Source organism: Halobacillus trueperi (assembly GCF_003386945.1).
GTDB classification, from domain to species: domain Bacteria; phylum Bacillota; class Bacilli; order Bacillales; family Halobacillaceae; genus Halobacillus; species Halobacillus aidingensis.
Genome location: NZ_QUAE01000001.1, coordinates 435319 through 461335, shown reverse-complemented (window position 1 = coordinate 461335; position 26017 = coordinate 435319). Strand labels below are relative to the sequence as shown.

At 45.1% G+C, this 26017-nt stretch carries 23 protein-coding genes; 6 read left to right on the top strand and 17 right to left on the bottom strand.

The window, feature by feature from the left end; genetic code table 11:
- Positions 1-18: 18 nt before the first annotated feature.
- Positions 19-1740, bottom strand: coding sequence for a pyruvate oxidase (locus tag DYE48_RS02395; RefSeq protein ID WP_115822276.1), 1722 nt, complete (start codon positions 1738-1740; stop codon positions 19-21).
- Between the two features lie 293 nt (positions 1741-2033).
- Here DYE48_RS02395 and DYE48_RS02390 point away from each other — a divergent pair, with 293 nt between their 5' ends.
- Positions 2034-2510, top strand: coding sequence for a GNAT family N-acetyltransferase (locus DYE48_RS02390; RefSeq protein ID WP_115822231.1), 477 nt, complete (start codon positions 2034-2036; stop codon positions 2508-2510).
- A 113-nt stretch (positions 2511-2623) separates the two neighbouring features.
- Here DYE48_RS02390 and DYE48_RS02385 read toward each other — a convergent pair whose 3' ends face one another.
- The 5 genes from DYE48_RS02385 to DYE48_RS02360 form a co-directional block, all read right to left on the bottom strand.
- Positions 2624-3289, bottom strand: a complete 666-nt coding sequence (locus DYE48_RS02385) for a potassium channel family protein (protein ID WP_089652745.1) — start codon at positions 3287-3289, stop codon at positions 2624-2626.
- 711 nt (positions 3290-4000) lie between these two features.
- Positions 4001-5014, bottom strand: a complete 1014-nt coding sequence (locus DYE48_RS02375; protein WP_115822229.1) for a cytochrome d ubiquinol oxidase subunit II — start codon at positions 5012-5014, stop codon at positions 4001-4003.
- Positions 5011-6372, bottom strand: a complete 1362-nt coding sequence (locus tag DYE48_RS02370; RefSeq protein ID WP_115822228.1) for a cytochrome ubiquinol oxidase subunit I — start codon at positions 6370-6372, stop codon at positions 5011-5013. The genes DYE48_RS02375 and DYE48_RS02370 overlap by 4 nt, the downstream gene beginning before the upstream one ends.
- Positions 6373-6853: 481 nt before the next feature.
- Positions 6854-8686 (bottom strand): ABC transporter ATP-binding protein, encoded by a 1833-nt coding sequence (locus tag DYE48_RS02365; protein ID WP_115822227.1) that lies wholly within the window; start codon positions 8684-8686, stop codon positions 6854-6856.
- Between the two features lie 13 nt (positions 8687-8699).
- Positions 8700-10457, bottom strand: a complete 1758-nt coding sequence (locus DYE48_RS02360) for an ABC transporter ATP-binding protein (RefSeq protein ID WP_115822226.1) — start codon at positions 10455-10457, stop codon at positions 8700-8702.
- 658 nt (positions 10458-11115) lie between these two features.
- Between DYE48_RS02360 and DYE48_RS02355 the strand changes: the two genes are divergently transcribed.
- A complete protein-coding gene (locus DYE48_RS02355; protein ID WP_425269278.1) occupies positions 11116-11973 on the top strand; it encodes a mechanosensitive ion channel family protein in 858 nt (285 codons plus the stop codon).
- A 32-nt stretch (positions 11974-12005) separates the two neighbouring features.
- Here the strand turns inward: DYE48_RS02355 and DYE48_RS02350 are convergent, their stop codons facing one another.
- The 5 genes from DYE48_RS02350 to cbpB form a co-directional block, all read right to left on the bottom strand.
- Positions 12006-13298 carry a hemolysin family protein gene (locus DYE48_RS02350; protein ID WP_115822225.1) on the bottom strand — a complete coding sequence of 431 codons (1293 nt, stop codon included), beginning with the start codon at positions 13296-13298 and terminating at the stop codon, positions 12006-12008.
- Positions 13299-13390: 92 nt separating this feature from the next.
- Entirely contained in the window at positions 13391-14506 is a 1116-nt protein-coding gene (locus DYE48_RS02345) for an N-acetyldiaminopimelate deacetylase (protein ID WP_115822224.1), read from the bottom strand.
- A gap of 74 nt (positions 14507-14580) precedes the next feature.
- Positions 14581-15300, bottom strand: a complete 720-nt coding sequence (dapD, locus tag DYE48_RS02340) for a 2,3,4,5-tetrahydropyridine-2,6-dicarboxylate N-acetyltransferase (RefSeq protein WP_089652739.1) — start codon at positions 15298-15300, stop codon at positions 14581-14583.
- 60 nt (positions 15301-15360) lie between these two features.
- The gene (locus DYE48_RS02335) at positions 15361-16833 is read right to left on the bottom strand and encodes an MDR family MFS transporter (protein WP_115822223.1); all 1473 of its coding nucleotides are present in this window, start codon (positions 16831-16833) and stop codon (positions 15361-15363) included.
- A 67-nt stretch (positions 16834-16900) separates the two neighbouring features.
- Positions 16901-17368, bottom strand: a complete 468-nt coding sequence (cbpB, locus tag DYE48_RS02330) for a cyclic-di-AMP-binding protein CbpB (protein WP_115822222.1) — start codon at positions 17366-17368, stop codon at positions 16901-16903.
- Positions 17369-17618: 250 nt separating this feature from the next.
- Here cbpB and trhA point away from each other — a divergent pair, with 250 nt between their 5' ends.
- Positions 17619-18257 carry a PAQR family membrane homeostasis protein TrhA gene (gene trhA, locus DYE48_RS02325; RefSeq protein WP_115822221.1) on the top strand — a complete coding sequence of 213 codons (639 nt, stop codon included), beginning with the start codon at positions 17619-17621 and terminating at the stop codon, positions 18255-18257.
- 122 nt (positions 18258-18379) lie between these two features.
- On the opposite strand, the gene DYE48_RS02320 is transcribed toward trhA, so the two are convergent.
- The 4 genes from DYE48_RS02320 to DYE48_RS02305 form a co-directional block, all read right to left on the bottom strand.
- Positions 18380-19324: a F510_1955 family glycosylhydrolase gene (locus DYE48_RS02320; RefSeq protein ID WP_115822220.1), complete on the bottom strand. Its 945-nt coding sequence runs from the start codon at positions 19322-19324 to the stop codon at positions 18380-18382.
- Between the two features lie 59 nt (positions 19325-19383).
- Positions 19384-19584: a cation transporter gene (locus DYE48_RS02315; protein WP_089652734.1), complete on the bottom strand. Its 201-nt coding sequence runs from the start codon at positions 19582-19584 to the stop codon at positions 19384-19386.
- Positions 19585-19689: 105 nt separating this feature from the next.
- The gene (locus tag DYE48_RS02310; RefSeq protein WP_115822219.1) at positions 19690-22092 is read right to left on the bottom strand and encodes a heavy metal translocating P-type ATPase; all 2403 of its coding nucleotides are present in this window, start codon (positions 22090-22092) and stop codon (positions 19690-19692) included.
- A 13-nt stretch (positions 22093-22105) separates the two neighbouring features.
- Positions 22106-22423 carry a metal-sensing transcriptional repressor gene (locus DYE48_RS02305; protein ID WP_089652732.1) on the bottom strand — a complete coding sequence of 106 codons (318 nt, stop codon included), beginning with the start codon at positions 22421-22423 and terminating at the stop codon, positions 22106-22108.
- Positions 22424-22577: 154 nt separating this feature from the next.
- Between DYE48_RS02305 and DYE48_RS02300 the strand changes: the two genes are divergently transcribed.
- Positions 22578-23231 carry a DUF4396 domain-containing protein gene (locus DYE48_RS02300; RefSeq protein ID WP_244199349.1) on the top strand — a complete coding sequence of 218 codons (654 nt, stop codon included), beginning with the start codon at positions 22578-22580 and terminating at the stop codon, positions 23229-23231.
- An 86-nt stretch (positions 23232-23317) separates the two neighbouring features.
- Here DYE48_RS02300 and DYE48_RS02295 read toward each other — a convergent pair whose 3' ends face one another.
- Both DYE48_RS02295 and fadH read right to left on the bottom strand, forming a co-directional pair.
- Positions 23318-23512 carry a DUF2197 domain-containing protein gene (locus DYE48_RS02295; RefSeq protein WP_115822217.1) on the bottom strand — a complete coding sequence of 65 codons (195 nt, stop codon included), beginning with the start codon at positions 23510-23512 and terminating at the stop codon, positions 23318-23320.
- A gap of 15 nt (positions 23513-23527) precedes the next feature.
- Positions 23528-24295, bottom strand: coding sequence for a 2,4-dienoyl-CoA reductase (gene fadH / locus DYE48_RS02290; RefSeq protein WP_115822216.1), 768 nt, complete (start codon positions 24293-24295; stop codon positions 23528-23530).
- A 147-nt stretch (positions 24296-24442) separates the two neighbouring features.
- Between fadH and DYE48_RS02285 the strand changes: the two genes are divergently transcribed.
- Together DYE48_RS02285 and DYE48_RS02280 are read left to right on the top strand one after the other, a co-directional pair.
- Positions 24443-25309 (top strand): metallophosphoesterase, encoded by an 867-nt coding sequence (locus DYE48_RS02285; RefSeq protein WP_115822215.1) that lies wholly within the window; start codon positions 24443-24445, stop codon positions 25307-25309.
- Positions 25310-25402: 93 nt separating this feature from the next.
- Positions 25403-25963 (top strand): SCO family protein, encoded by a 561-nt coding sequence (locus DYE48_RS02280; RefSeq protein ID WP_115822214.1) that lies wholly within the window; start codon positions 25403-25405, stop codon positions 25961-25963.
- The last annotated feature ends 54 nt before the right edge of the window (positions 25964-26017 follow it).

Genomic DNA, 26017 nt, shown 5'->3' with positions numbered 1-26017 from the left:
TCCAGCGGGGATTTTCTTTTATGTCAGGCGTTTCAATGCTTTTTTCATATCCGGTAAGTCGAGGTTTCCGGATTCAAAGAACTCTTTGACGATATACTTGGAAAAGTTCACTGCTGACTGGTAATCAATTTTTCCAGGGAGTGGCGCCTGGTCTTCGATAACGACATCAATCAGCACCGGTTTTTCGGAAACGAAGGCCTGTTTCATTTTTGAAGAGAGATCTTCGTAGGATTCAATTCGATATCCTTCTCCCCCACAAGCTTCCGCAAACTTCGCGAAGTCCACTTCTCCTAAGTTCGTAGCGTAATTTAGATGTCCCATTTGTTCCTGCTCGTATTTAATCATTCCGATTTTACTGTTATTCAGTACGATCATTTTGATTGGAAGATCATATTTTACGGCCGTTACAAAATCATGCATAACCATGGAGAATCCTCCATCACCAGATACTCCAATCACTTGCTTATCCGGATAGGCTTTTTTCGCTGCAATCGCGCCAGGCAGTCCACTTCCCATTGTGGCAAGCCATCCAGACAACACGAACTTCTGATTCACGAGGTGTAAGAAGCGCGAAAGCCATACGGTCACGTTCCCTACATCACCAGAAATAATGGCTCCTGGTTCCATATGCTTTTCAAGTTCATACATCACTTGAGGTGCATGTAATGGGTTCTCAGTGGATCGTTTCTCTTCTTGTAGCGCGATTCTCCAATCGTTCATTTTTTCCTGGTAATACTCGAGGTACTCTCTCTTCTCTACAGATGCTGTAAGCTTCTTCAAGGCGGCGAGCGTCTCTTTACTGTCGCCAGCTAGACCAACTTCAATGGGATAGTACTTCCCAAGGTTTTCAGGTTTATTGTCAATTTGTATGGCTGTGACCTCATCAGGAAGGAAATCGCGGTATGGAAATTGTGTCCCTACTAGAATCAACAGGTCCGTTTCTTTCATGGCATGATAAGCTGGTTTCGTTCCGATTTGACCATGCTGCCCAAGGCAATACGGATGATTATCCGGTATCACTCCTTTAGCAAGCAGACTCAAGATGATCGGAGCTTTGATCGACTCGGCAAAATCAATCAATTCGTTCGGAGCATTTCTCGTTCCCTGTCCCGCCAGAATAATCGGTTTCTCTGCTTTTTCAATCATCTGTCTCGCTTCGTTCAATTGATTCTGCGAAGGGAAGATTTCTGGTCTGTAATAGTCTCCAGATGTGAGGCGAACCTCATCTGTCTGTTTGGCTGCAAATAAATCATCCGGAACGATCAGTACAGAAACGCCTTTATGGGCGTATGCCTCTTTGATTGCCTGGTCGAGTAAGTCCGGGAGCTGTGCTTCTGTCTCTGCCCGACGATTGAAGACAGCAACATCATCGAACATTCTCTCCAAGTTAATTTCCTGGAACGCTCCCGTCCCCACTTCTTCACTATGCACTTGTCCGACGATTGCCAGCACAGGCGCGCTGTCCGCTTTTGCATCATAAAGGCCGTTAAGTAAGTGGACAGCTCCTGGCCCTGCAATTGCTGCCGTGACACCGAGTTTCCCTGTCAATTTCGCATAAGCGGCCGCTGAAAGTGCTCCCGTCTCCTCATGACGTACTTGGATGAATTCGATTTCATCCTGCCTTTTCCTCAAATCATCAATCAATTCGTTGATAGAATCTCCCGGCATTCCATATATGTGATCGACACCCCAATTAATTAGTTGTTGTGTCATGACTTCACCTGTTCGTTTATTGAACATCCAAATCATCCTTTCAAGCTCCATAAATTATCTTCTATAACCTTTCTTATTTCCTTTTCCAGCATTTCTTAAACAATGAAGTGAATGATAACCGGGGACCATATCATTCAATAATAAGATTCAGCTAAAGCGTACCCTCCATATTTGTTCGAATCAAGGATTAAAATGTGTGATACACTCAGGTTATCGACATTCACGGATTCTTCGTTGTTCCATGTTCAACTTACGGAGCAAATAAGTTAAAGGCAAGGGTGAGAAATGGTAAATACCATCAATGATTGAGGGTGAAAAATATGGAGATATCGATTCGGAAGGCGGAGCAGGACGATTATGAGTCATTGTTGCCACTATTTAAGCAGATTCATGAATTTCACGTTTTTGCAAGACCAGATTTGTACATCGAGAATTCAACACCAGTTGCGCAAGAGTTCTTTAAAAGCCAGTTGATGGATGGCAAACAGCATATTTTTGTAGCTGCCATAGGTATTGATATAGTCGGCGTTATAGTAACTATGGAAGAAGAAATAATTCAAAATTCTTTTGTCAAAGCGAGGAAAGTATTGTTTATTAACAGTTTATGCGTTTCTGAAACGCATAGAAAAATAGGGGTTGGAAAAAAACTAACTACATACGTTTTCGATTTTGGGAGAAGCCTCGGAGTTGATAGTATTGAATTGGGAGTATCCGAAGAAAATACATCGGCCATTGACTTTTACAGGTCAATGGGGATGACTACAAAAAGTAGAAAAATGGAGATGCCATTCAACTAAAGTTTGCGTGAGTTGAATAACAATCATTTAGTATAATCGTCTATGATCTTTAAATGAATCAATTATAAAATACCCCACTGATCCTTTTGGACCGGTGGGTATTTTATAATAAATTAATCTTCTAATACGAGGTTTTTTTCAAATCGACTGATATCTTTATCCGCACCTATGACGATAAGGACATCGCTCTCTTTGATTTCTTCCGTTGCCATTGGCGAAACGATGACGTCTTTGTCTCGTTTGATGGCGACAACGTTACATCCATATTCGGCACGGATATCAAGATCCACGAGCGTTTGGCCGCCCATTTTGCTTCCGGCTTTCACTTCGACAACACTATGGTCATCAGAAAGCTCGATATAATCGAGAATGTTATTGGATATGATGTTATGTGCGATTCGTTTCCCCATGTCACGTTCCGGGTGAACGACTTGATCGGCACCAATCTTATTTAAGATTTTTTCGTGGTAATCATTTTGGGCTTTGACCGTAATCATTTTAATGCCCATTTCTTTTAAAATCAATGTCGTCAGCATACTGGCCTGGATATTGTCTCCGATCGCTACAATAACATGGTCGATGTTACGGAATCCAAGCTCTTTCAATACGTTCTCATCTGTTGAATCGGCAATAACGGCATGTGAAGCGATGTCCCGGTATTCGTTTACTTTATCTTCATCAAGGTCAAGGGCGAGAACTTCCATCCCTTCCCGGCTCAACTCGCGGCAAATGCTGCCCCCGAACCGGCCGAGACCAATGACGGCAAATTCTTTTTTCATACGTCAACCTCCAGCTGTCTCACAAAATCTATGCTTATTCTATCACATTAAACCCCACTCAACATACGGAACTTCCATAATAATAAAAGAACTTCCACTAAAGCTCCCTTTAGTTGAAGACTCAGTTTCGAGACTTTTGTTGAGTGGATGGGGGCTGCGGGGAATAGCTCGCTTTCCGCGGGAGCGCGGTGAGCCTCCTCGGATTGCGTCCTGTGGGGTCTCACCAAGCACTTTTTCCCCGCAGGAGTCTCCCTATTCCCCTCCGCCCCTTTATCAAATAAGTGTTTCGAAACCACTTCCGGTATAGGATGTTTTTACTGACAAGGAAAGTAGAGCTATATGAATTTCCATAACCGCTATTCTGGATAAAAAGCTTGCTATAGAGCGCTTAATTACTATAAATCAGGAATTGTGAAAGACATTCATCCTCGGGAAAGGGTTTCGTTTCACATATGCATCGAATGGGGTGGTTGGGAAGCTGCGAGACTCCCGTGGGAGAAAGGAGATAGGCGAGATCCCGCAGGACGAAGTACGAGGAAGCTTGCCACTCCCCCACAGGAAAGCGAGTAGCTTCCCAGCCACCCCTAACGCTCAACACGGCAAACGAACCCCGAAAAGTCTCGAAATCGAGTCTTCCGCAATCCTGCCATTTTCTTTAATAACGAGAAAAAGCATAGAGCCAGTGGGCTCCATGCTTTTTGCTTAGTTGAATTATTTTTTTCCTTTTACATAATCCGCGTCGAAAAGAAAGAGTCTCATTAATAGAATGAGAGATGGAATCAATAATAACAGTCCTGCGATAAACACGATGACCAAAGCGATCGCCATAGATTCGTTAGTCACACCACTCGTAATCGTCACGTAAGGGTAGAGCAAGTACGGCAAGTGAGAGGCTCCGTAACCAAAGAAGGCTATGAAAAATTGAATCATGACGGCGATGAACGCCCAGCCATAATACTTCCCTTGATATACGAGAAAGACAGCGATCATGAAAAAGGCTACGGATATTCCGAAGACCCACCATAATTCAATGGCTCTTTGGAAGTGATCCATGTTTTGCTGACTGAGTGCGATGAATGTCGTAAGACTGGCAATGATTGTCGGCGAGCTCCAAAACAATGCGTATTTTCTAAGGATTTCTAGCGCGGGCTTATCCCCTGCCCTGTTGGCATAATACGTCAAAAACATGGCGCTGATATAAAGAACACTAACGATGGCAAGGAAAACGACACTCCAGGAATAGGGACTGCTCAATAGTTTACCAAACAGCAGTTGAACGCCCTCTGAGGTCTCTTCGATGTATCCACCTTCGGAAATGGTAAGAGCTGTGGAAAGAGACGCCGGAATAAGCAGTCCTGTTGCTCCATATAAAAACATATAAAGAGAGTTGTCCTTCGATCCATAGTTTTCAAACGCATAGAAGGATCCGCGGATGGCGATCAGGACAATCGCTATACTTCCCGGAATGAGTAAGGTTTGTCCGAAGTAGTAAGCCATATCCGGGAAAAACCCGACAAGTCCAACGAAAAAGAATACAAAAAAGACGTTGGTCACTTCCCATACGGGTGATAAATAACGGGAAATCAGCTGGTTAATCAAATGATCCTTCTTCGTCATTCGTGCGTAATAGGCGAAGAAACCAGCTCCGAAGTCGACGGAAGCGACGATCAAATACCCATAAAGGAAGAGCCATAGTACGGAAATTCCTATCAATTCATAACTCATGCGTCACCCTCCTTACTTGCAGCGGCTGTCTGAGGATAACGATGTTCCAACTCCAATTCAGCCGGTTTTCCTTTGAAAATTTTCCGCAATGTGATGAGACATCCCATTCCAAGGACAAGGTACACAGCTGCGAAAAGGATGAACATCGAGAACACATACGGAGAAGTTGTCGCACCTTCTGCAACTGTCATGAATCCACGTAAAATCCAAGGTTGTCGCCCTACCTCTGCGTAAATCCATCCAAACTCAATCGCAAGCATTGTCAGTGGACCTGTAGCTACAATTCCCCATAAAAGAAGCGGGTTGTACTCGTTCCACTTTTTCATCTTCCAGAAAATAAGGAATAGGAGCGAGATACCAAGTGTATAGAAGCCGATGCTGACCATGAGGTCGAACATGTAGTGAATCCATAAAGGAGGCCGTTCCTGTTCAGGCGTTTCATTCAACCCTTCCACCTCAGCATTAAAATCACCGTACGCAAGGAAACTCAACGCGTTCGGAATCCGAATCGCATTTTCCACTTCATTGTTTTCATTCAACGTACCGAATACAACAAGGTCCGCGCCTTCTTCTGTTTCAAAATGCCACTCCCCTGCCGCTAGTTTTTCCGGTTGGTACTCTGCGAGGAATTTAGCTGATAAGTCTCCAGCAACAGCTGTCAGAATAGCAAATAAAAACGTCATCATAACCGTTAGCTTCAACGCTTTTTTATGATATAACGACCCTTTTTTCACAAGAATGATAAAGGCTGCAATTCCTGCGAGTACAGCAGCAGCTGTTAAATACGAGGAGGAAATGACGTGAAACACCTTTGTCGGGGTCGCAGGGTTAAACATCGCTGCGAGAGGATCAACCGCTGTAAAGCGTCCGTCCTCCATTTCGAATCCTTGTGGTGTGTTCATAAATGAGTTGACTGTCGTAATGAAGAAAGCAGACAGTGTTCCTCCGATGACGACAGGAATAGATAATAGCCAGTGATAGATCGGTTTCTTAAACCGGTCCCATGTATATAAATAAATCCCAAGAAAAATCGCTTCAAAGAAAAACGCGAACGTTTCCATGAATAATGGCAAAGCAATGACATTCCCTGCCAGCTGCATGAAACTTGGCCAAATGAGTGATAACTGCAAGCCAATCGCCGTACCTGTCACCACTCCGACAGCTACAGTAATCGTATAGCCTCGAGTCCAACGGCGGGCAAGCAATGTATAGTGTGGATCTTTTTTCTTAATTCCGATGAGCTCCGCAATCGATACGAGCACAGGAATACCGACTCCAAGCGTCGCGAAAATCGCATGGAAAAGCAGTGTCATAGCTGTAAGCGCCCGGCTCACTTCCACGGTTTCAAATCCAAACATCTTTGTTCCCCCTAACTAAAATCGGTCACTTCTACCGTTAGTATAAAGTGTGAAAACGGTTCATGGTCAGATGGTTGTTGACGATTTTGTGACATCCTTCACAAAGTGTCTAATTTATGAAAATCTTACCCGATCTTTTCCCTGCTGTCGAACATTATGCCTATACCTCCTCTTCCCTATTGATCATTTAAATTAACGTACGAATGCCGATGACCAGCACACCTCTTCTTCTGTTATAGCTCCCGATTGTGGAAGACTCAGTTCCGAGATAATCCGGGGTTCGTTTGCCACATTTGGAGTCGGGGGTGGTTGGGAAGCTACTCGCTTTCCTGTGGGGGAGCGCCGCGCTCCCACGGAAAGCGACTCATTCCCCGCAGCCCCCATCCACTCAACAAAAAGTCTCGAAACTGAGTCTTCAAGAATCCTGCCATTTAGTTCAACAAAAAATAGACACCGGGTTTCCGGTGTCTTTTTGAAACGATTATATGGCGTCGAGCATTTGGAACTGGGCTTTTACGAGGTCGTAGTACTCACCTTCTTGATCCATCAGTTCATCATGTGAACCCTGCTCAAGGATGCGCCCGTTTTCAAGAACAAAAATGTTGTCCGCTTCTCGTATGGTCGACAAGCGGTGGGCGATCATAATTGCCGTTCGTCCTTTAAGCAGTTTGCGAAGCGCCTGCTGGATTTTCAGTTCTGTCTCTGTATCGATACTAGCGGTTGCTTCATCTAAAATTAGAATTCTTGGATTGGCAAGAAGCGCACGGGCAAAGGACAGAAGCTGTCGTTCACCGGCGGATAGGATATTTCCGCGTTCTTCTACTTCTGTTTCATACCGATTGTTTAAGCGTTGAATAAAGTCATCGGCTCCGACGACTTTTGCCGCTTCGATGACTTCTTCATCGGAAGCATCGGGACGTCCGAAGCGGATGTTTTCCATGATCGTCCCTGAGAAAATGAAGGTATCCTGCAGGACGACACTGATCTGTTGGCGGATACTATCAATCGTGGCATCCTTCAAGTCTACCCCATCGATTTTGACCGAACCCTTGGTCGGATCATAGAAGCGACTGATCAAGTTCGCAATCGTCGACTTTCCAGACCCGGTATGGCCGACAAGAGCGACGGTCTCACCCTCTTTCATTTCAAGATTGATATTATGGAGGGCGATGCGTTTAGAATCATAGGCGAATTGAACATGATCAAATTCGATATGGCCCCTCATGTCTTTCAGTTCAATGGCATCTTTCTTCTCCTCCACGTTTGGTTCCTCATCCAGGAATTCAAAGATCCTTTCTGAGGCAGCCATCGCCATCAGAAGCTGGTTATACATCTGTCCTAAACGGGAGATCGGCTCCCAGAACATGCCAAGGAAGAAAGCGAACATGACAAAGTCACCTACTTCGATACTTGACTGCAAGATTAAATGAGCTCCATAAGCGACAAGGATGACTGTTCCGACTGCATTGCTCATTTCAACAAATGGTCGGAACATGGCACTTTTCCTTGCAGCTGTGTTCCAGGATTGGAAGTTATCTGTATTCACACCATTGAAGTACTCTGTATTTTCTTTTTCCTGAGAAAAAGATTGAGTAATGCGAATGCCCTGGAGACTCTCATTCAAGTGCGAATTCAACTTGGATTGTTGAATACGTACATTCTGCCAGGAGCGGCGAATGTTTCGGCGCAGCTTTGTTGAGATATAGAACATGATCGGCAGGATGACGAGAATCGCCAGCGCCAGTTTTGGACTGAAGACTAATAAAATGACGACAATTCCCGTCAACATGACCACGTCCATCAGCAGGTTGATGATTCCATTCGTAAACAATTCCTGCAGGGAGTTGATGTCATTCATGATCCGGACAAGGATCGACCCCGCGGACCTCGAGTCGAAAAACTTATGGGAAAGTCTTTGAACGTGGGAAAACAAGTGCTGCCTCAAGTCATAGATCACATTCTGACCGAGGATGTTCACATATTTTATTCTAAGCCCATTACCGATGTAACTGAGTAAATACATGATGGCAATTCCAACCACGAGTTGTATCAATAGATTGGTGTCCCTATCAGCAATCGCAATATCAATCGCTACTTGACCAATTAAAACGGGAACAACCAGCCTCACGATGGTGGATACGAGCATCGCAATGATCGCTACGGGCAGCAATGTTTTGGCATAGGGCTTCAAGTACTTAAGCAGCCGCCACATTTGAGCCCAGTTGAACGGCTTTTCAATCGCCTGGTCCTGCGTATATTTAAATCGATTCAAATGGGTGCTCGTTTCTGGTTCATGCTTTGGTTTGCGAGCCATGGTCTCCCTCCTTTTATGAAATTTTAGATGTCTTTAAAATTTTCTCTTTATCCTGGTATTGAATATCGTAGATTCGTTGATAAGGTCCTCCATTAGTAAGAAGATCCTCATGCGCTCCACGTTCCTTGACGGCTCCGTCTTCAAGAACGATGATTTCATCGGCGTGTTTCAATGAGGAAATACGGTGTGCGATGATGAAAGTGGTCCGCCCTCTCATCACTTCCTGCAACGCTTTTTGAATCTTGAACTCTGTTTCCATATCAACAGCAGACGTTGCATCATCCAGCACGAGAATCGCCGGATCAATGAGAATCGCACGTGCAATGGCAATCCGTTGCTTTTGTCCTCCGGAAAGTCCCATGCCACGCTCTCCTAAAAGGGTGTCATAGCCGTCCGGCATTTCCATGATAAACTCATGAGCCTGTGCCCTTTTGGCGGCATCAATGACATCTTCAAGCGTCGCGTCCGGATTTCCATAAGCGATGTTCTCTTTAATGGTCGTTGAGAAAAGAAAGGACTCCTGTAAAACAAAGCCGATATTTTTGCGCAGACTTTTCAATCCATAATCCTGGACCGGACGGCCGTCGACGAGAACTTCCCCTTTTTCAGGTTCGTAAAAACGGGTGATCAATTGAGTGATACTCGTTTTTCCTGATCCTGTAGCTCCGATCAGTCCGATCGTTTTTCCAGGAGGAGCATCAAAGCTTATATTTTTCAATGCAGAATCGTCATCTTCAATGTAAGTAAGAGTGACATCCTTGAATATCACATGACCTTGCAAACGATCTTGATGAATGGCTGAGTCCTTCTCACTTATTTCTTCTTCTGCTTCTAAAATTTCAAGCAACCGTTCACCAGAAGCTTTTGCCTGAGAGAAAAGGTTAATGACGAAACCTAAGTTCATCAAAGGGCCAAGAATATACCAGACTAGACTGAAAAATGCCACCAATTCTCCTAACTGCATCGAGTTGTTCATAACCATGTAGCCACCGTAGGCAAGCAGAGCGACAACGGATACGTTACCGATAAATTCCATCAATGGGAAGTAACGAGCCCATATGTTGGATGTTGTAATGAATTTGGATCGGTAATCTTCACTTCTGTTCGAAAAACGTCCGATCTCAAAATTCTCTCTTGAAAGAGATTTAACGGTATTCATCCCGCTAATATTTTCCTGCACCCTGGTATTCAGCTTCCCGAACGACTTACGGATCTTCCGGAATGCCGGGTGGACTTTGCGATCAAACCGGTACACCACAAGCGCTAGAAACGGCATTGCAGCCATTGTGACAAGGGCGAGGGGAATGGAGAAATAAAACATGACGCTCAAACTGATTACAATTAAAAGGAAGATTCGGATAAGTTCCGAAAATCCAACGGAAAGGAAGAAACGAAATCCTTCCACATCTGCCGTAAGTCTCGACATTAAATCTCCTGTCTTAGCATTGTCATAATAGCGGAAAGGAAGCCGCTGCAGTTTTTTATACAACTCATCACGCATCGTATATACTGAACGGATCCCGAAGAAGTCCCCTAAATACTGGTGATAATATGTAGCAAATCCTTTGAGGATCATGAGTGCGATAAATGCGATACATATATAAGGAATGAGACTGTACTCTTCCGCGAGAACGACATCATCGATTGTCACTTTCAACACGATTGGATATACGACGGTAATGATGGTCACGAAGAATAATGAAAACAGGGACCAAAAGAAATATTTTCGATACGGCCAATAAAATGCCTTTAGTTTTTTAAACGTATCCAAAGGTTTCCCTCCTTCTTATTTTTTAACGTAATATTAAATATATCGGGTTACGAAATAAATATCTACCCATTTGCAATAATTTTTTAAATTTTCTATCTAGAGGATGATTTTCCCTCATACAAAAGTTGTAGATGAACATTCACTAAAGGATATGGCGCGAAAATTTTTATCATTAGGTTTTAAGCTTTTATCGGTAAGATACAGTTTTTATCAGTGAGTGCCGGGCTTTTTTCGGTGAATTTCGTACTTTTATCATTAACTTTAATGATTTTATCAGTATCAACCCCTTATAAGAAGTGAGCACCCGCAGGACTACAGTACGACTCGGCTCACAGTGCTCCCCCAGAAAACGAGTGATTTCTAAGGTATGCTTTGAACCGAAACGAAAACAGACCGGAGATTCCGGAACTGAGTCTTCAAGTGTAGGGAGCTTATGGCAAAACAGCAGTGAGATTTAACAGGTCTAGAAAACACAGCCCTTCCATTCTTATGGAGGTTAATATCCTTCTATACCTTCTTCTTTCGTCATCTCCTCACGCTTCTCTCCATTCCAACCATTCTTTGTTATGGGCAGCCTCCAAAGAAATTTTGTGTCTTTAAATGTAAAACATTGAATTCTCCTGTCAAATTCCGCTATTCTAATAGAGGAGACCGGAAGATGGAAAGGAGTTTATTGATGAACTTATTTGAAGAAGGGTTAAATTTTAATTTTGATGTCCTCGTCGAGTGGCTGATCACGGGAGGACTGAAAATCGTTGTCATTCTCATCGCCTTTGCGATTATCAAGCCTTTAGGTACGAAAGCAATTGAAGCAGCGATTAATCGTATGAGTCAGCAGCGCAACATTACAGACGGAAGAAATAAAACATTACAGAAGGTTGCTGTGAACCTGTTTTCTTATGTATTACTATTTATCCTGATCATGATGTTATTAAGTGCGGTGAATATTGAAATCGGACCATTGCTTGCTGGTGCCGGAATTCTCGGTTTAGCGATCGGATTCGGTGCACAGGGGCTTGTTTCTGATATCGTTACCGGATTCTTCTTACTGATCGAGCGCCAGATAGAGGTGGAGGACTACGTCACAGCCGGCGGTTATGACGGGGTCGTTGAAGAAGTCGGTATCCGCACGACAAAAATACGCAGCTTTGATGGGACATTGAACTTTGTTCCGAACCGGAATATCGTCGGTGTCGCCAACCACTCCCGGGGCAATATGCGCGCGCTGGTGGACATCGGCATCGGTTATGATGAAAACATCGATGAGGCACTGGCCGTTCTGCAAAAAGTCGCGGATCAATTCTCAGAGGACGAGCGTTTTGTCGAGGGACCGAATGTGCTTGGTGTCCAGAGCCTCGGTTCTTCTGATGTGGTCATTCGTATCCTCGGTAAAACGGAAAACATGGAACAATGGGCGGTTGAACGTGATATGAGAAAAGCGATGAAAGAAGCCTTGGATGCTGCGGATATCGAAATTCCATTCCCACATCAAGTGTATATTCAAAAAGAGTCCTAATAACAGAAATAACCCGACCTCATGAGGTCGGGTTATTTTGATTCTTCTTTCCACATTTCCACTTTCTTAATTTGTCCTTTGACGAGGTCTACGATTTTAAATCGGTAGCCCTCTCCTTCGACTACAGTTCCTTCTTTTGCTTCAAAATCTTTTGTATAGATCCAACCTGAGATGGTATCAATATCAATGTGATCCAATTGAATATCAAAATAATCATTGATGTCCTGGATCGCAGTTTTGCCTTCAATCAAAAAGTGGCCATTTTTAAGCCGTTTGATATCGCGCTCTTCTTCTGCATCAAATTCATCGCGGATTTCCCCGACGATTTCCTCAAGAATATCTTCCACGGTCACAATGCCCGACGTTCCACCGTATTCATCAATGAGGACAGCCATGTGCGTATGATCTTTTTGCATCTTCACAAGCAGGTCGTGGATGGGAATATTCTCAAACACTTTCATGACCGGCCGTAAAAATGGCCTGAGCGTACTTTGATTTTCCGCATCATCATAAAGCAGTTCTTTCATATGGATGATACCGATAATTTCGTCTTTGCTGCTTTCGATTACGGGATAGCGGGTGTAGCGGTTGTGCTTCACTTCCCTTACCGCATTCGTCACCGACTGTCTTACATCAAGAACAGCCATCTCTGTGCGAGGGATCATGATCTCTTTCGCCGTCCGGTTATCAAATTCAAAGATACGATCGACATACGTATACTCGGATCGGTTGATTTCCCCTTTTTGATAGCTTTTCGTCAGGATGTGTCTCAGTTCTTCTTCCGAGTGTACTTCATCTGATTCACGAGCGGTCTGGAAACCGAGCATGCGCACGAAGATATTGGCCGATCCATTCAACAGCCAAATGAGTGGATACATTAATTTACTGTATAACATGAGTGGTCTGGATAAAAGCAAAGTAATACTTTCCGCCTTTTGGATCGCCATCGTCTTTGGAGCAAGCTCTCCGAGGACGACGTGTAAAAAGGTGATGACAAAAAAGGCGATCACAAATGAAAGGGTGTGGGTGAGGCCTTCTGGTAAATCAATTTGATCAAACAAGGGCCTCAACAAAACTTCAAGCGTGGGTTCCCCTAACCAACCGAGTCCAAGGGCGGTGATCGTGATGCCTAATTGGCAGGCACTAAGATAATAATCAAGATCACTGACGACACGGATGGCATTCTCCGCTTTCTTGTGACCTTCCGCTGCTTTTGCTTCCAGTCTTGTTTTTCTAACCTTTACAATGGCAAATTCACTCGCTACAAAAAAAGCAGTGAGCAGAATCAATATTACCACTGCCGTCAATTTAATCGTTATTTCCATCAAGGCCACTCCTTATAAAAAAGAAGGAGGAAACCTCCTCCTTCTCTCATCTATCCTCTATTGTTAACTGGAATGGCCAACCTATGCGCACTTTACAGCTCTCGAAGTGTTTTTTCAACGATATGGACGCCTACAGCAAGAGCCTCTTCCTTAGGTTTCAATGTCGATTGGTGAAGACCCGCTTCCGAATCGACGCCTAGCCAGAACATGAACCCTGGAATCTCTTTAACCATATAACCGAAATCTTCGCCGGTCATCGCCATGTTCGCCTCTCTGTACTGATATTCGGTCTCTTGCACGAGCTGTTCAAAGCGCTGCACTTGTTCTGCATCGTTGAACACCTGATGATAATTGGCTCCGTAATCGATGTGAATATCACAGTCATTCGCGATTTCATAGCCGCGCGCCACCTTTTCGATCTCCCCTTTCACCCTTTCCATCGCTTCTGGAGATAAGGTGCGGATCGTACCTTCCAACCGGGCCGCCTGGGCGATAATATTCTGCACCGTTCCCGCTTCGATTTTTCCGATGGTAATGACCGCGCTGTCCAATGGATCGACTCTGCGGGCGACGATTTGCTGCAAATGTGAAACGAATGCACTTGCTGTGACGACCATATCATGAGTCAAATGAGGAAAGGCCGCGTGTCCCCCGACGCCTTTGAAATCTATGAACAGTTCGCTCGTATTGGCAAACAGTAACCCAGGCTTTGAAGAAACGGAACCGACCGGTAGTTCTGGTGCCACGTGCAACCCGAAAATCACATCCGGCCGGTGCCTGTCCATCGCTTCCGATTGAAGCATCGGTTCTGCTCCACCTGGACCTTCCTCTGCAGGTTGAAATAGGAAAATGACATCATCATCGGCCGGATTCTGAGCGAGGCGGGTTAAAGCTCCAAGCGCGATGGTCATATGAAAGTCATGGCCACAGGCGTGCATACGTCCATCGTGGGTCGATTGGAAATCATACCCTGTCTCTTCCGTCAGCGGAAGTCCATCAATGTCGGCACGGTAGCCGATCGTTTTTTGACCGACGTTCCCTTTGACCTTTACAAAAATTCCTGTACGCCACGTTTCTACCGTCAAAGCTTCTTGAGGCAGTTGGTTTATATAATCCAATAAATACTGCTGTGTTTTGTACTCTTTGAAGCCAAGTTCAGGAATTTGATGCAGCTCTCTCCTGATTTTAGTCAACAATTCTTGTTTCAAAAGAATCCCTCCCTATACGAAGGGCCCTGCTCCAGGAGCAAGGCCCTTCCTTCTATTTCATCTGATCGAGAAAATTAGTTATCCAGTTTACGAAGTGCCTGCATGATTTCAGTCTTGGACTTCGTTTGATCGTCGATTTCTTTGATCACTTTCGCAGGTGTGCCGGCGACAAGTGTGTTTGCTGGTACATCTTCTGTCACAATCGCTCCAGCAGCAACGACCGCTCCTTCACCGACCGTTACGCCTTCAAGAACAACGGCATTCGCACCAATGACAACACCATCTTCAATGACGACCGGTTTCGCAGAAGGTGGTTCGATGACGCCTGCAAGGACAGCACCGGCACCGATGTGGCAGTTCTTCCCGACGGTGGCACGTCCGCCAAGCACGACGTTCATATCGATCATCGTACCTTCACCCACGACAGAACCGATGTTGATCATCGCTCCAAGCATGATGACCGCTCCGTCTCCAATTTCAACTTGGTCACGGATAACAGCGCCCGGCTCGATGCGTGCGTTGACCTTTTTCAAGTCAAGCAAAGGAATCGCTGAATTACGGCGGTCGTTCTCAAGCACATAGTCCTCGATTTCGTTTTCATATTTTTCGAGAATTGGCTGGATGACTTTCCATTCTCCGAAAATAACCCCGGAGTTGCCTGTGATGAAATCCTGCACCTGTTCACCAAATTCGATGTTTTCCAAATTTTCACCTTTCAAATAAACTTTGACCGGTGTTGATTTTTCACTATTTGATATGAATGAAATGATTTCATTTGCGTCCATTTGTTTCATGAGTAGTTCCTCCTTTATGTATCTTTCATCCTTTACTTTATCAAAGGGGGCCTGACTTTTTCAATCTTCTTTTTTTGGAATTCTGAGAATTAGTAGAAAACTTAGGACAGCGAGTACGAGTAATCCCATGTACACAAGGTGCAGACCTGATGTCAATCCATCCTGTAAAACAAGGAGAGCTTCCTCACTCAACTGCTTTCTCGTTTCCTCTCTAAGCAGGGAATTGGCAGAATCGACACTGAAAGACGCTGGAAGACTCGAACTTTCAATAGCATTTGCCACCTGGCTGTTCAAGATCCCTCCAAGCAAGGCGGCTCCAACAGCACTCCCAATCGTCCGCATGAACATATTGGTCGCGGTCGCAATGCCCCGTTTTTGCCAAACGACACTGTTTTGAATCGATACGATAAAAGAGGTCGACGATAACCCCATGCCAATCCCGATAAATAACGATCCCATCGCAGCAAACAAGGGTCCTTTTTCCGGACTGAGCATGGAAAAGATGATTCCTCCTATGATGAGCGAGACCCCGCCAAGGATGGCGGTCGGTCGAAAACCGATTTTCAAAATCAGGCGTCCGGCGACAGTTGCTGCGATCGGCCAGCCGATCGACATCGTCGTCAAAGTGAAGCCGGCAACGGTCGCTGATTGCTCCATAACCCCCTGGACGAAGGCCGGTAAATAGCTGCTCACCCCGATGAGGATCATCCCGGTCGTAAGTGAAGTGAGGTTGGCATAGCGGATGGAACGGATGTGCCATAAATCCATCGGCATCATCGGATCATCTGTTTTCCTCTCATGAAAGAAAAAGGCCAGAGCACCAATGAGAGCAACGACAATCATGGAAAGCATCGTCCATGACATCCAATCGATCCCTACCCCGCCTTCTACAAGGATAATCATCAAGGTGCTGACTGTGATAACGACCCACATAGAACCGGCAACATCCACACTCCTTTTTTCTTTGGAAACCTCTTCTTTAAAGAAAAAGAGAATCCCGAAAAGAGCAAGCAGGCCGAGAGGGATATTCATCCAGAATACATACGGCCATGAGAGGAGATCGACGAAGAAGCCCCCAAGCGCAGGTCCCGTCACAGCTGAGATGCCCCAGACGCTCGATAAATACCCCTGTATTTTCGCGCGCTCTTCTTTTGTATAAATATCACCAACAATCGTTGTCGCAATTGGCATCAAGGCTCCAGCTCCCAGTCCCTGGACGAGCCTTGCCCCGATCAGAACATTCATCGACGGAGCAAGAGCACAGAGGACAGCCCCCAGTAGGAAAAGGCTGATTCCGAGCATGAAGATCGGTTTACGACCGAAAACATCAGCCAACCGGCCGAAAAGCAGGACGGTCGCTGCATTCGTCAGGAGATACGCAGAAAACACCCAGCTGTATAAGCTGAACCCTCCAAGATCCGCTACGATACTCGGCATCGCCGTCGACACGATCGTCGCTTCAATCGCTGCGAGGAACATGGCGAGCATAATCGATGCAAGCACAAGTCCCCGTTTTTGTTTGTCTTTCTTCATATGTAGGTTCACCTTCAATACAAAAATAGATGACATCTTAGATGCCATCTATTCTATCATAATCGGTTTATTCACTTGCTTCTACCATTGTATGTTTGAAAGTTTCATGATAATGCTTGCTGAATTGTTTGAGGATTGTCCGACGTGTTACAATCCCGTCGAATTCCCCTTGTGGATTCGTCACGCAGACAAAAGGATAATCAATAAGCTTGTGCATCGCATCAATCATATTGTCATGAAGCTCTAGACAAGGCACTTCATCATCCATAACTTCACTAACCGTCATTTCAGACAGTCGGTTTAATTCAAATTGTTCAATTCCCAACGTTTCTTCCAAAATTTTCGTTTTGCTGATGACTCCCTGAAATTTAAACGTAGGATCCAGTACAGGTACCGCAGAATAACCAGACTTCACTAAAACCAAAAGCGCATGCTCGAGCGGGTTACCAATTTGCACGTGGGCTACTTTCTCTGATGGAATCATAAGTTCTGAAACGAGCGGGATCCTCAATGCTTCTTTTTCTAAACTAACCATGTTCTTATTCACTCCTCTTTTTCTTGAACATTGAAGGAGCAGAAAGAGACGCTCTTAAGACCATTACATATTCTAACACAATTTCTCCCTAAGCACGAACGCAATTTCCGACATTTCTCTCTCTCGCTTACTTCCGACTTCCTATTACCCCAATCACTGTTCCCGTTAAACCTATTTAAGTATCCAGTCTTTATAAAAACAAGAATCCGGCGTATAATGAAGACAGTTCATTACATTGGAGTTGAAAAATTTGCACACACACACCTTTACAAAGCGTGAAGAAATCGCCAATGCCATCACCCATGGGATCGGTGCCATTTTAAGCATCGCGATGCTCGTCCTGCTCATTGTGTTCGCAAGTATCGGCGGCAATGCCTGGCATATTACGAGTGTGACGATCTACGGGGCCACTATGCTCATTCTGTATGTATCCTCGACGCTCGTCCACAGTTTTCCACCAGGCCGGGCCAAGGATCTGTTTGAGATCTTCGACCATTCCGCCATCTATCTATTCATTGCCGGAACGTACACGCCAATCATGCTCGTTCCGTTACGGAGCACACTCGGATGGACGTTGTTCGGCATCGTCTGGGGAATGGCCATTCTCGGAATTGTTTTCAAAGTGTTTTTCGTCAAACGATTTGTTGTGATGTCCACGGTTTTCTATGTACTGATGGGCTGGTTGATCGTTCTCGCCTGGGGTCCATTGACAGCGGAAGTGCCTGTAGCAGGCATCACCTATCTCGTTGTAGGAGGCGTCATGTATTCGATCGGATCGATTTTTTACGTCTGGCGGAGCTTCAAATACCACCACATGGTCTGGCATTTGTTCGTTCTCGGCGGTTCGATCCTTCATTTCTTCTCGATTTTTTTCTATATCATCGGTTGATGGAAGACTCGCAGATGCACTCTGCGAGTCTTTTTTTATGGAGAATTCCCTTTCTACGCCTCAACGGGTCCCCCTGCAAGAATAAAAAAGAACTCCAATGATTTTCCATTGGAGTTCCTACATTAAGAGACGGTTTCCCCTTTTTCTACAATCTTCTTCCAATTCTCTCCTCCGTCTTCAGAGACATACGCTGCACCATTAAAGGTGTAAATCGCCATTCGATTGTCTGCTTCGGCAAAATACATGACAGCGTCTTCTTTCAAGTCGGGAAGTGGAACATCCGATGTGCCGGATTCACCAATTAAATAGGATGTCATGGTCGCTTCCCCAGTGTATAAGCCATAAAACAATTCATCTTCGTTAAAATATAGGCCTCCAGCTTGTCCAGACTCAGAAATCCTCTCAAAGCTCTGACCACCATTTTCGCTTAAGAAAACCCCTGAGTCTGTAGCTACGGCTACCGTTTCTCCATCTGTAGGGTGGACAGCCATTTGGAATACACCGCCTTCGATTCCTTCCGCCAGGATAGACTCCCATGTCGCGCCAAGATCTGTACTCCTATAAAATCCTTGATCTAATTGGGAATTAGGCTGCTCATTAAACACGTAAACAGATTCATTGGCAAACCCTGCTCCCATGACGTGAAAATCACTTTCCCCATCAAAAGCAAGAGCCTCTAAACTCTCTTCAGAAACTTTTCCTCTTTGTAGACCCAGCGGATTTTGAAGAGCACTGGAAGGAATCGGGTGTCCTGAAGACAGAAATCCGTCCTCCCTCACCTGGAATCCCATGTAATCATGAGGGTGATACACCGCTTCTTTCCATTGCCCCTCCTGAAAAATTTTGATTCCTGTGTGGGCGGCAAAAGCGAACCCCTCTTCCATATGGCCAAGACCGTGGACATGTCCGAGATTTCCTTCAAATGATTGTAAGTATTCGTGATTCTCCGCCTTATCTTCTGTGCTGTCCTTAGCTTCTCTTGCCTCTTCTTCGACTTCCTCGCTGCAAGCACCAAGAAAAACGGAAACTAAAAGAAGACTCAATGCAGCTTTTTTAACGTTTCCCATGTTTCCCCACCTCTTTTTAAAAATACCCCCGGGCAGTTTTACACCGGGGGTTGTATTTGCTATACGACGTCATAGCCTTGTTCTTCGACAGCTTCTCTCATTTCTACTTTATTGGCGCTATCTGCGTGGGAAACTTTTACGTTACCAGTATCCAGGTCCACGTTCACATCGTTTACGCCATCGACTTCTTTCAGTGCTCCTTCAACAGCACTCTTACAGTGTCCGCAAGTCATTCCTTCCACTTTCAATGTTGTTTCCATTTTCAACATCCTTTCATTTTCAGCTTTTTTGCTTCATCTTCAACAAGTCGAGGAATATGGAGGAAATTTACCCCTCTCCCCTATGAACGAATAATCACATTCTTTTTATATTTTTGCCCGCTTCAGTCTTAGTGAGTTTGTGACAACACTTACTGAGCTGAAGGCCATGGCGGCACCGGCTACCCATGGCGCGAGAAGCCCGAGGGCAGCGACCGGGATGCCTGCAGAGTTATAAGCTAGCGCCCAGAAAAGGTTCTGTCGGATATTGCTCATCGTTTTTCTGCTCAAGCGGATGGCCTGGCTCAAGTGAGCAAGGTCCCCACCCACAAGTGTAATGTCTGCCGTTTCAATGGCAACATCTGATCCGGTCCCGATGGCGATTCCGATATCAGCGGTCGCAAGAGAAGGGGCATCATTGATACCATCTCCCACCATGGCAACTTTTTCTCCACGTTTTTGCAGTTCTTTCACTTTTTCAGCTTTCTGTTCGGGAAGGACCTCAGCAAAGACTCCATCGATTCCGACTTGCTTGGCAATCGCATCAGCAGTACGTTTGTTATCACCTGTGACCATATAAACGTTGAGGTTCATTGCTTTTAAATTTGCAATCGCTAGTTTGGATGTTTCTTTCACTGTATCTGCTACGGCGATATAGCCTCTCAATTCCCTTCCGACGGCGATGAACATCGCTGTTTTCCCTTGTTGTTCCAGTGTAACCAAGGATTCTTCATACAAACCATAATTGATGTTTTCGCGCTGCATCAATTTTCTTGTTCCAATATAAACATGTTCGTCGTCCACCACGGCTTTAATCCCACGTCCAGGAATCGCTTCGAACTCCGCAGCTGCTGTTTTCGTGACACCCTTTTCCTCTCCGTATTGGACAATCGCTTCTGCCAACGGATGTTCAGATGATTTTTCTGCAGAAACGACGAGAGGTAATAAAGCTTTCTCATCATCAAAAGCTACAAAATCAGTCACTTCCGGTTTTCCTTTTGTGACGGTGCCTGTTTTATCTAATAGAATCGTCGTCAGTCGGTGGGTGCCTTCCAAATACTCACCGCCTTTGAACAAAATCCCCTGCTCAGCCCCTTTTCCTGTACCGACCATGATTGAAGTCGGTGTAGCCAGGCCAAGGGCACATGGACAAGCGATGACGAGCACAGCAATGGCAGCTTCCAAGGCAGGCGGCCACTCTCCCGGAGAGACGATGAGAAACCACACTAGGAAAGTCAAAACGGCAATACCTACGACAATCGGAACGAAAATTCCCGAAATCTGATCCGCAGTTCTTTGAATCGGTGCTTTCGATCCTTGCGCTTCTTCCACGATTTTGACGATGCCGGATAAAGCCGTATCTTTTCCTACCTTTTCCGCTTTCATTGTAATTGTTCCATTTTTATTGATCGTTGAGCCGATGACTGGTTCTCCTGCTTGCTTATCGACAGGGATCGATTCTCCTGTGATCATCGATTCATCGACAGAAGTGATGCCATTGATTACCGCCCCGTCCACAGGAATTTTTTCTCCTGGTTTAACGAGGATTTCATCGCCGACCTGAACATCATCGACAGGAACTTTTTCTTCTTTTCCATCGCGGATGACGGTCGCTTCTTTCGCCTGAAGGTTCAACAGTTTCGTCAATGCAGCTGTCGTGCGGCCTTTAGCAAGTGCTTCGATAAGTTTCCCCACAAGGATGAGGGTGATCAGGACGGCACTTGTTTCAAAATATAACTCAGGCGTGACCCCAGGATTCAACTGCCAGCGGATGGCTTCGACCAAACTGTAAAAGTATGCGGCCGAAGTTCCAAGTGCTACAAGGACATCCATATTGGCACTTTTATTAGACAGCGCCCGGTAGGCTCCTTTATAAAACTGGGCTCCGATATAGAATTGGACAGGAGTTGCGAGCAAAAATTGGAACCATGGGTTCATCAGCCACATGGGTACCGGAAGACCGATATCCCAAGGTAAGTGACCGACCATCGTGTACAGAAGCGGAAAAGATAACAGGGCTGAAATCCAGAGTTTCCGCTTTTTCTCTTTGATTTCTTCTTCCTTCTGCTCTTTTTGTTCCTCCCGGTTCTGCTTCGTAACCGCATGATAACCAAGTTTCTCTACTTTCCCAATGATGTCATCGACGGTCAGTGTGTTTGGGTCGTATTCAATGACACCCGCTTCTGTCGCTAAGTTAATGTTCGCCTCCCTCACACCACTTGTTTTAGACAATACCTTTTGTATTCTTGATGAACAGGCAGAACAGGTCATGCCTTGAATATCCAGCTCTACACGCTCTTTTTGCACACCATAGCCAAGCTTTTCGATCCTCGCCTGAATGTCTTCCGGCTGGACCTTTGACTCATCATAGTGGACATTCGCCTTTTCCATCGCGAGGTTGACGTTCGCCTCAACGCCATCCATTTTGTTGAGCACTTTTTCAATTCTTGTGGAGCAGGCGGAGCATGTCATCCCAGTGACCCCTACATTCATCTGTTTCTTATCTGCCATACTTATGCCCCCTTTACTTCGAGAACTGTCGGACAACTTTCATCAATTCATCGATGGCTTCGTCGCCATTGCCCTTTTGAATGGCATCTTTGACGCAATGATGCGTGTGACGCTCCAACAAGTTGTATCCGACTTTATTCAAAGCGTTGTTGATCGCTGATATCTGCACGAGTATATCAACACAGTAACGATCGTCTTCCACCATTTTCTGAATGCCGCGAACTTGACCTTCGATACGTTTCAAGCGGTTCAATACCGCCATCTTTTCATCTTGTGTCCTCGGTTTGACCGGTTGTTTCCCGCTATCTTCCGGAAGATGATTCTCTGTCATAACACCGCCTCCTTTGTTTACTATTATATACCCGGTATAGGTATTATAGTCAATTGTTTCACCTTGGTAATCCTTATGATTTTTACTCGTTTATTTATTTACTACCTTAGGGTATAGATATTTAAACTCCGAAATTATAGAGGTGATTGTTTTGTTGTCTACCATTTCTGTAATCGCTCTTGCAATTGGTCTTTTATGTTCTCTTATTATTACCGTGGATATCATGAGGCACCCACAAATGATGAAGATTATGAATATCGTCTGGCCGATCAATGGATGGTTTATGGGCCCTGTCGCCCTGTGGACTTATTTTAAATGGGGACGTCTGAAGAGTAAGGATAATGATAAAGAGGATCATCGAGGCAGACCTGCGAAAGTGTTTGTTTCCACGAGCCACTGTTCAGCAGGCTGTACCCTTGGCGATGCCGTTGGTGTACCGATTGTTGCTTTGACGGGCATGGTGATTGCTGGGTCAACCTTGTTCGCCCACTACACCGTTGAATTCGTGTTGGCGTACTTATTCGGCATCCTTTTTCAGTATTATGCGATCTATCCAATGAATGAAGATCTCGGTAAAAAAGGAGCCGTTTGGGCTGCTATTAAAGCTGACTCCTTATCGTTGATTGCTTTTGAGGTGGGAATGTTCGGTTGGATGGCCATCGTCCACTTCGTCCTGTTTCAGGAGCCACCGAAGCCGAACGAGGCTTCTTACTGGTTCATGATGCAGATTGCGATGATTTTAGGTTTCTTGACAAGTTATCCGGCTAACTGGGTGTTGGTGAGAAAAGGGATTAAGGAAGAAATGTGAAAAATGGATCGATGAATGGAAGCTGCAAAAAAATTTGTTAACAAAAATAAACGTCCAGGAGGGATACCCTGGACGTTTATTTCTTATTACCTCAAATATTTATCGTGCGAATCAATCATATCCGGATTGAGGCCCGTAGACGTCTGCGCATCTTTCTGCATCGATTGATTACAAGATTTACACACATAGGACGCCTTAGGGTTTTTACTTATCTTCATATATTGCGGGTCTGAACGGTCTAATTTATACGTTTTTTTGCAAAAGAAACACTTCTTTTCCATCCCACTCTCCCCTTTTTAAAAAGGAAATTTATTCAGCCACTGGCCTCCATCAAGGGTGACGACCTCTCCATTCATATAAGCCCCTTCTTCAGATAAAATGAACTTCGCAAGGCCTGCAATTTCCTCTGGCTTCCCTAAGCGGCCAAGAGGTACGGAAGCAAGGGTACGCTGGGCTGCTTTTTCCGATTGAAACAGTTTCTCAGCTCCACCCGTCCGTTCGATTGGCCCAGGTGCGATGGCGTTGGCACGAATGCTGTATTTTGTTCCCCATTCAACAGCGAGCGTACGGGTCATCGTAAGCACCCCTGACTTCGCAGAAGCGGAATGAATCACACCAGCACCCGCATTCCAAGCGTAGGTGGCGACGATGTTTAAAATCGACCCTTTGATTTCATTTTCAATCCAATACTTACCGACCGCCTGGCTGCAATAAAAGGTTCCATTTAAAACGATGTCGATGACGGAATTCCAACCGTTCGGAGACAGTTCTTCCGCAGGTGCAATGAAATTACCTGCTGCATTATTAACGAGATGATCGATCCTCCCGAAGGCCTCCACTGTTTCTTTGACCATCCGCTGGGTATCTTCTACTTCACGGACATCCATTTGAACCGTTAGGACATGATCCTCTTTTCCGGCTGCGATCTGTCTCTTCGCTTCTTCCAGCCGTTCTACATTCCGGCCGGTAATCGCGACCTTCGCTCCTTCTTGTACAAACCTTTCAGCCATATGCAGCCCCATCCCACTGGAACCACCTGTAACGATGACAACTTGATTTTCCATATGTAAAACCTCCTCTTCTTGACTACTTATGTAATTCAACATGAACAAACTGAATACCTGTTCATTTTTAAAATAAAGTATAAAAATTCGACGTTATCTTTCCTTCAGCCATGTTATAATGGCTGAAGAATTCAGAGGAGAGACGTCATGAAAATTACGAGAAGAACCTTCATCAAACGTACATTAGCAAGTGCTGCAGCCTTTATCGGACTCAATGCGTTCGGTTATTCGTATGCACGTTACATGGAACCGAATATGCTCGCCATCCGCCGCCATGAGATCGAACACGGGAAAATCCCACGGCATTTTCATAATTTCAAAGTCCTCCAGTTTTCAGACACGCACGTCGGCTTTCATTATGAATTGGATGATTTGGAGCGTCTCGTTGAAAAAATCAATGCAGAAAAAGCAGACCTCATTTTGTTTACAGGGGATCTTGTAGACGAACCGCACACCTACTCGTTTCCTCCCCGCCTCATCCAAATATTGAAGCGATTGGAAGCGAATCAAGGCAAGTATTGGATCTATGGAAACCATGACCACGGTGGCTATGGAACGGAAAAAATTCGTGATGTCATGGAGCAGAGCGGCTTTCAACTTTTACAAAATGAACATACCCTGATTGAAAATGGATCTGCGTCCTTCACGCTTGCTGGTGTCGACGACATCATGCTCGGCCAACCTGATTTAGAACAGACACTCGAGAATGTTCCCACAGATTCGTTCACCTTATTGATGGTGCATGAGCCGGATGTTGCGCTTGAGTATCAGCATTACCCCGTGGATGTCCAACTGTCCGGGCACAGCCATGGCGGACAAGTGCAGGTGCCTTTTTTCGGCTACCTTGTCACTCCGCCGTTCGCTGAGCATTTCGTCGAAGGGCACTACCCATTAGTGAACGGGTTCAACCTTTATGTAAGCCGCGGGATCGGAACGACAAGACTTCCTTACCGGTTTATGTGCCGCCCGGAATTTTCCGTGTTCCGATTGAAATCCACGCAATCAACCAAATAGAACTCTTACATTTTTGTGACAGATAGAAAACAAGTCTGTCCTTTTTCCTTTGGAGTGGTACACTGAAGACAATTTAGAAAGTTGGAGGATCTCATGAAATTAAGATTTTGGATCAGCATCATTTTTCTCATAACCATCACGGCGGCCTGTGGGTCGAAAGATGTCGGTGAATTATCAGCCGTGAATCAACACGGAAAAGAGGTATCCGTCCCCGAAGCGTATGCTGGAGATTACTGGGTTGCGGACTTCATCTTCACCAACTGTGAAACCGTCTGTCCTCCGATGACAGGGAATATGTCCAGGTTGCAAGCACAATTAGAGCAGGAAAATTTAGACGTTCAGCTCGTTTCTGTTAGTGTAGATCCAGCACATGATAAACAAGAAAAACTGCTGTCTTTTGCTGAGAACTATCAGCCGAATTATGAGCAGTGGGACTTTCTGACAGGTTATTCTTTTCAGGAAGTGAAAGAATGGTCCATTAAATCATTCCAGTCCCCCGTCAAGAAAATGGAAGATTCGGATCAGGTCGCTCATGGAACGAGCTTTTTCCTCGTTGACCCTGATGGAAACATTGCAGAAACTTACAGCGGAACAAAAGCTGAATCTGTCGAAAAAATCGTCGAAGATCTGAAAAAATATAAAAATGAATCTTGATATTGTAAAATGTTGTAAAATAGCAAAAAGAGAGCTATACTTGGATGGAAAGGA

Bases quoted from the DNA above. Each gene is read 5' to 3' on its own strand.
- DYE48_RS02395 (WP_115822276.1), bottom strand. From the start codon at position 1,740: ATGTTCAATAAACGAACAGGTGAAGTCATGACACAACAACTAATTAAT.
- DYE48_RS02390 (WP_115822231.1), top strand. From the start codon at position 2,034: ATGGAGATATCGATTCGGAAGGCGGAGCAGGACGATTATGAGTCATTG.
- DYE48_RS02385 (WP_089652745.1), bottom strand. From the start codon at position 3,289: ATGAAAAAAGAATTTGCCGTCATTGGTCTCGGCCGGTTCGGGGGCAGC.
- DYE48_RS02375 (WP_115822229.1), bottom strand. From the start codon at position 5,014: ATGAGTTATGAATTGATAGGAATTTCCGTACTATGGCTCTTCCTTTAT.
- DYE48_RS02370 (WP_115822228.1), bottom strand. From the start codon at position 6,372: ATGTTTGGATTTGAAACCGTGGAAGTGAGCCGGGCGCTTACAGCTATG.
- DYE48_RS02365 (WP_115822227.1), bottom strand. From the start codon at position 8,686: ATGGCTCGCAAACCAAAGCATGAACCAGAAACGAGCACCCATTTGAAT.
- DYE48_RS02355 (WP_425269278.1), top strand. From the start codon at position 11,116: ATGGAAAGGAGTTTATTGATGAACTTATTTGAAGAAGGGTTAAATTTT.
- DYE48_RS02350 (WP_115822225.1), bottom strand. From the start codon at position 13,298: ATGGAAATAACGATTAAATTGACGGCAGTGGTAATATTGATTCTGCTC.
- dapD (WP_089652739.1), bottom strand. From the start codon at position 15,300: ATGAAACAAATGGACGCAAATGAAATCATTTCATTCATATCAAATAGT.
- DYE48_RS02335 (WP_115822223.1), bottom strand. From the start codon at position 16,833: ATGAAGAAAGACAAACAAAAACGGGGACTTGTGCTTGCATCGATTATG.
- cbpB (WP_115822222.1), bottom strand. From the start codon at position 17,368: ATGGTTAGTTTAGAAAAAGAAGCATTGAGGATCCCGCTCGTTTCAGAA.
- DYE48_RS02320 (WP_115822220.1), bottom strand. From the start codon at position 19,324: ATGGGAAACGTTAAAAAAGCTGCATTGAGTCTTCTTTTAGTTTCCGTT.
- DYE48_RS02315 (WP_089652734.1), bottom strand. From the start codon at position 19,584: ATGGAAACAACATTGAAAGTGGAAGGAATGACTTGCGGACACTGTAAG.
- DYE48_RS02310 (WP_115822219.1), bottom strand. From the start codon at position 22,092: ATGGCAGATAAGAAACAGATGAATGTAGGGGTCACTGGGATGACATGC.
- DYE48_RS02305 (WP_089652732.1), bottom strand. From the start codon at position 22,423: ATGACAGAGAATCATCTTCCGGAAGATAGCGGGAAACAACCGGTCAAA.
- DYE48_RS02295 (WP_115822217.1), bottom strand. From the start codon at position 23,512: ATGGAAAAGAAGTGTTTCTTTTGCAAAAAAACGTATAAATTAGACCGT.
- fadH (WP_115822216.1), bottom strand. From the start codon at position 24,295: ATGGAAAATCAAGTTGTCATCGTTACAGGTGGTTCCAGTGGGATGGGG.
- DYE48_RS02285 (WP_115822215.1), top strand. From the start codon at position 24,443: ATGAAAATTACGAGAAGAACCTTCATCAAACGTACATTAGCAAGTGCT.
- DYE48_RS02280 (WP_115822214.1), top strand. From the start codon at position 25,403: ATGAAATTAAGATTTTGGATCAGCATCATTTTTCTCATAACCATCACG.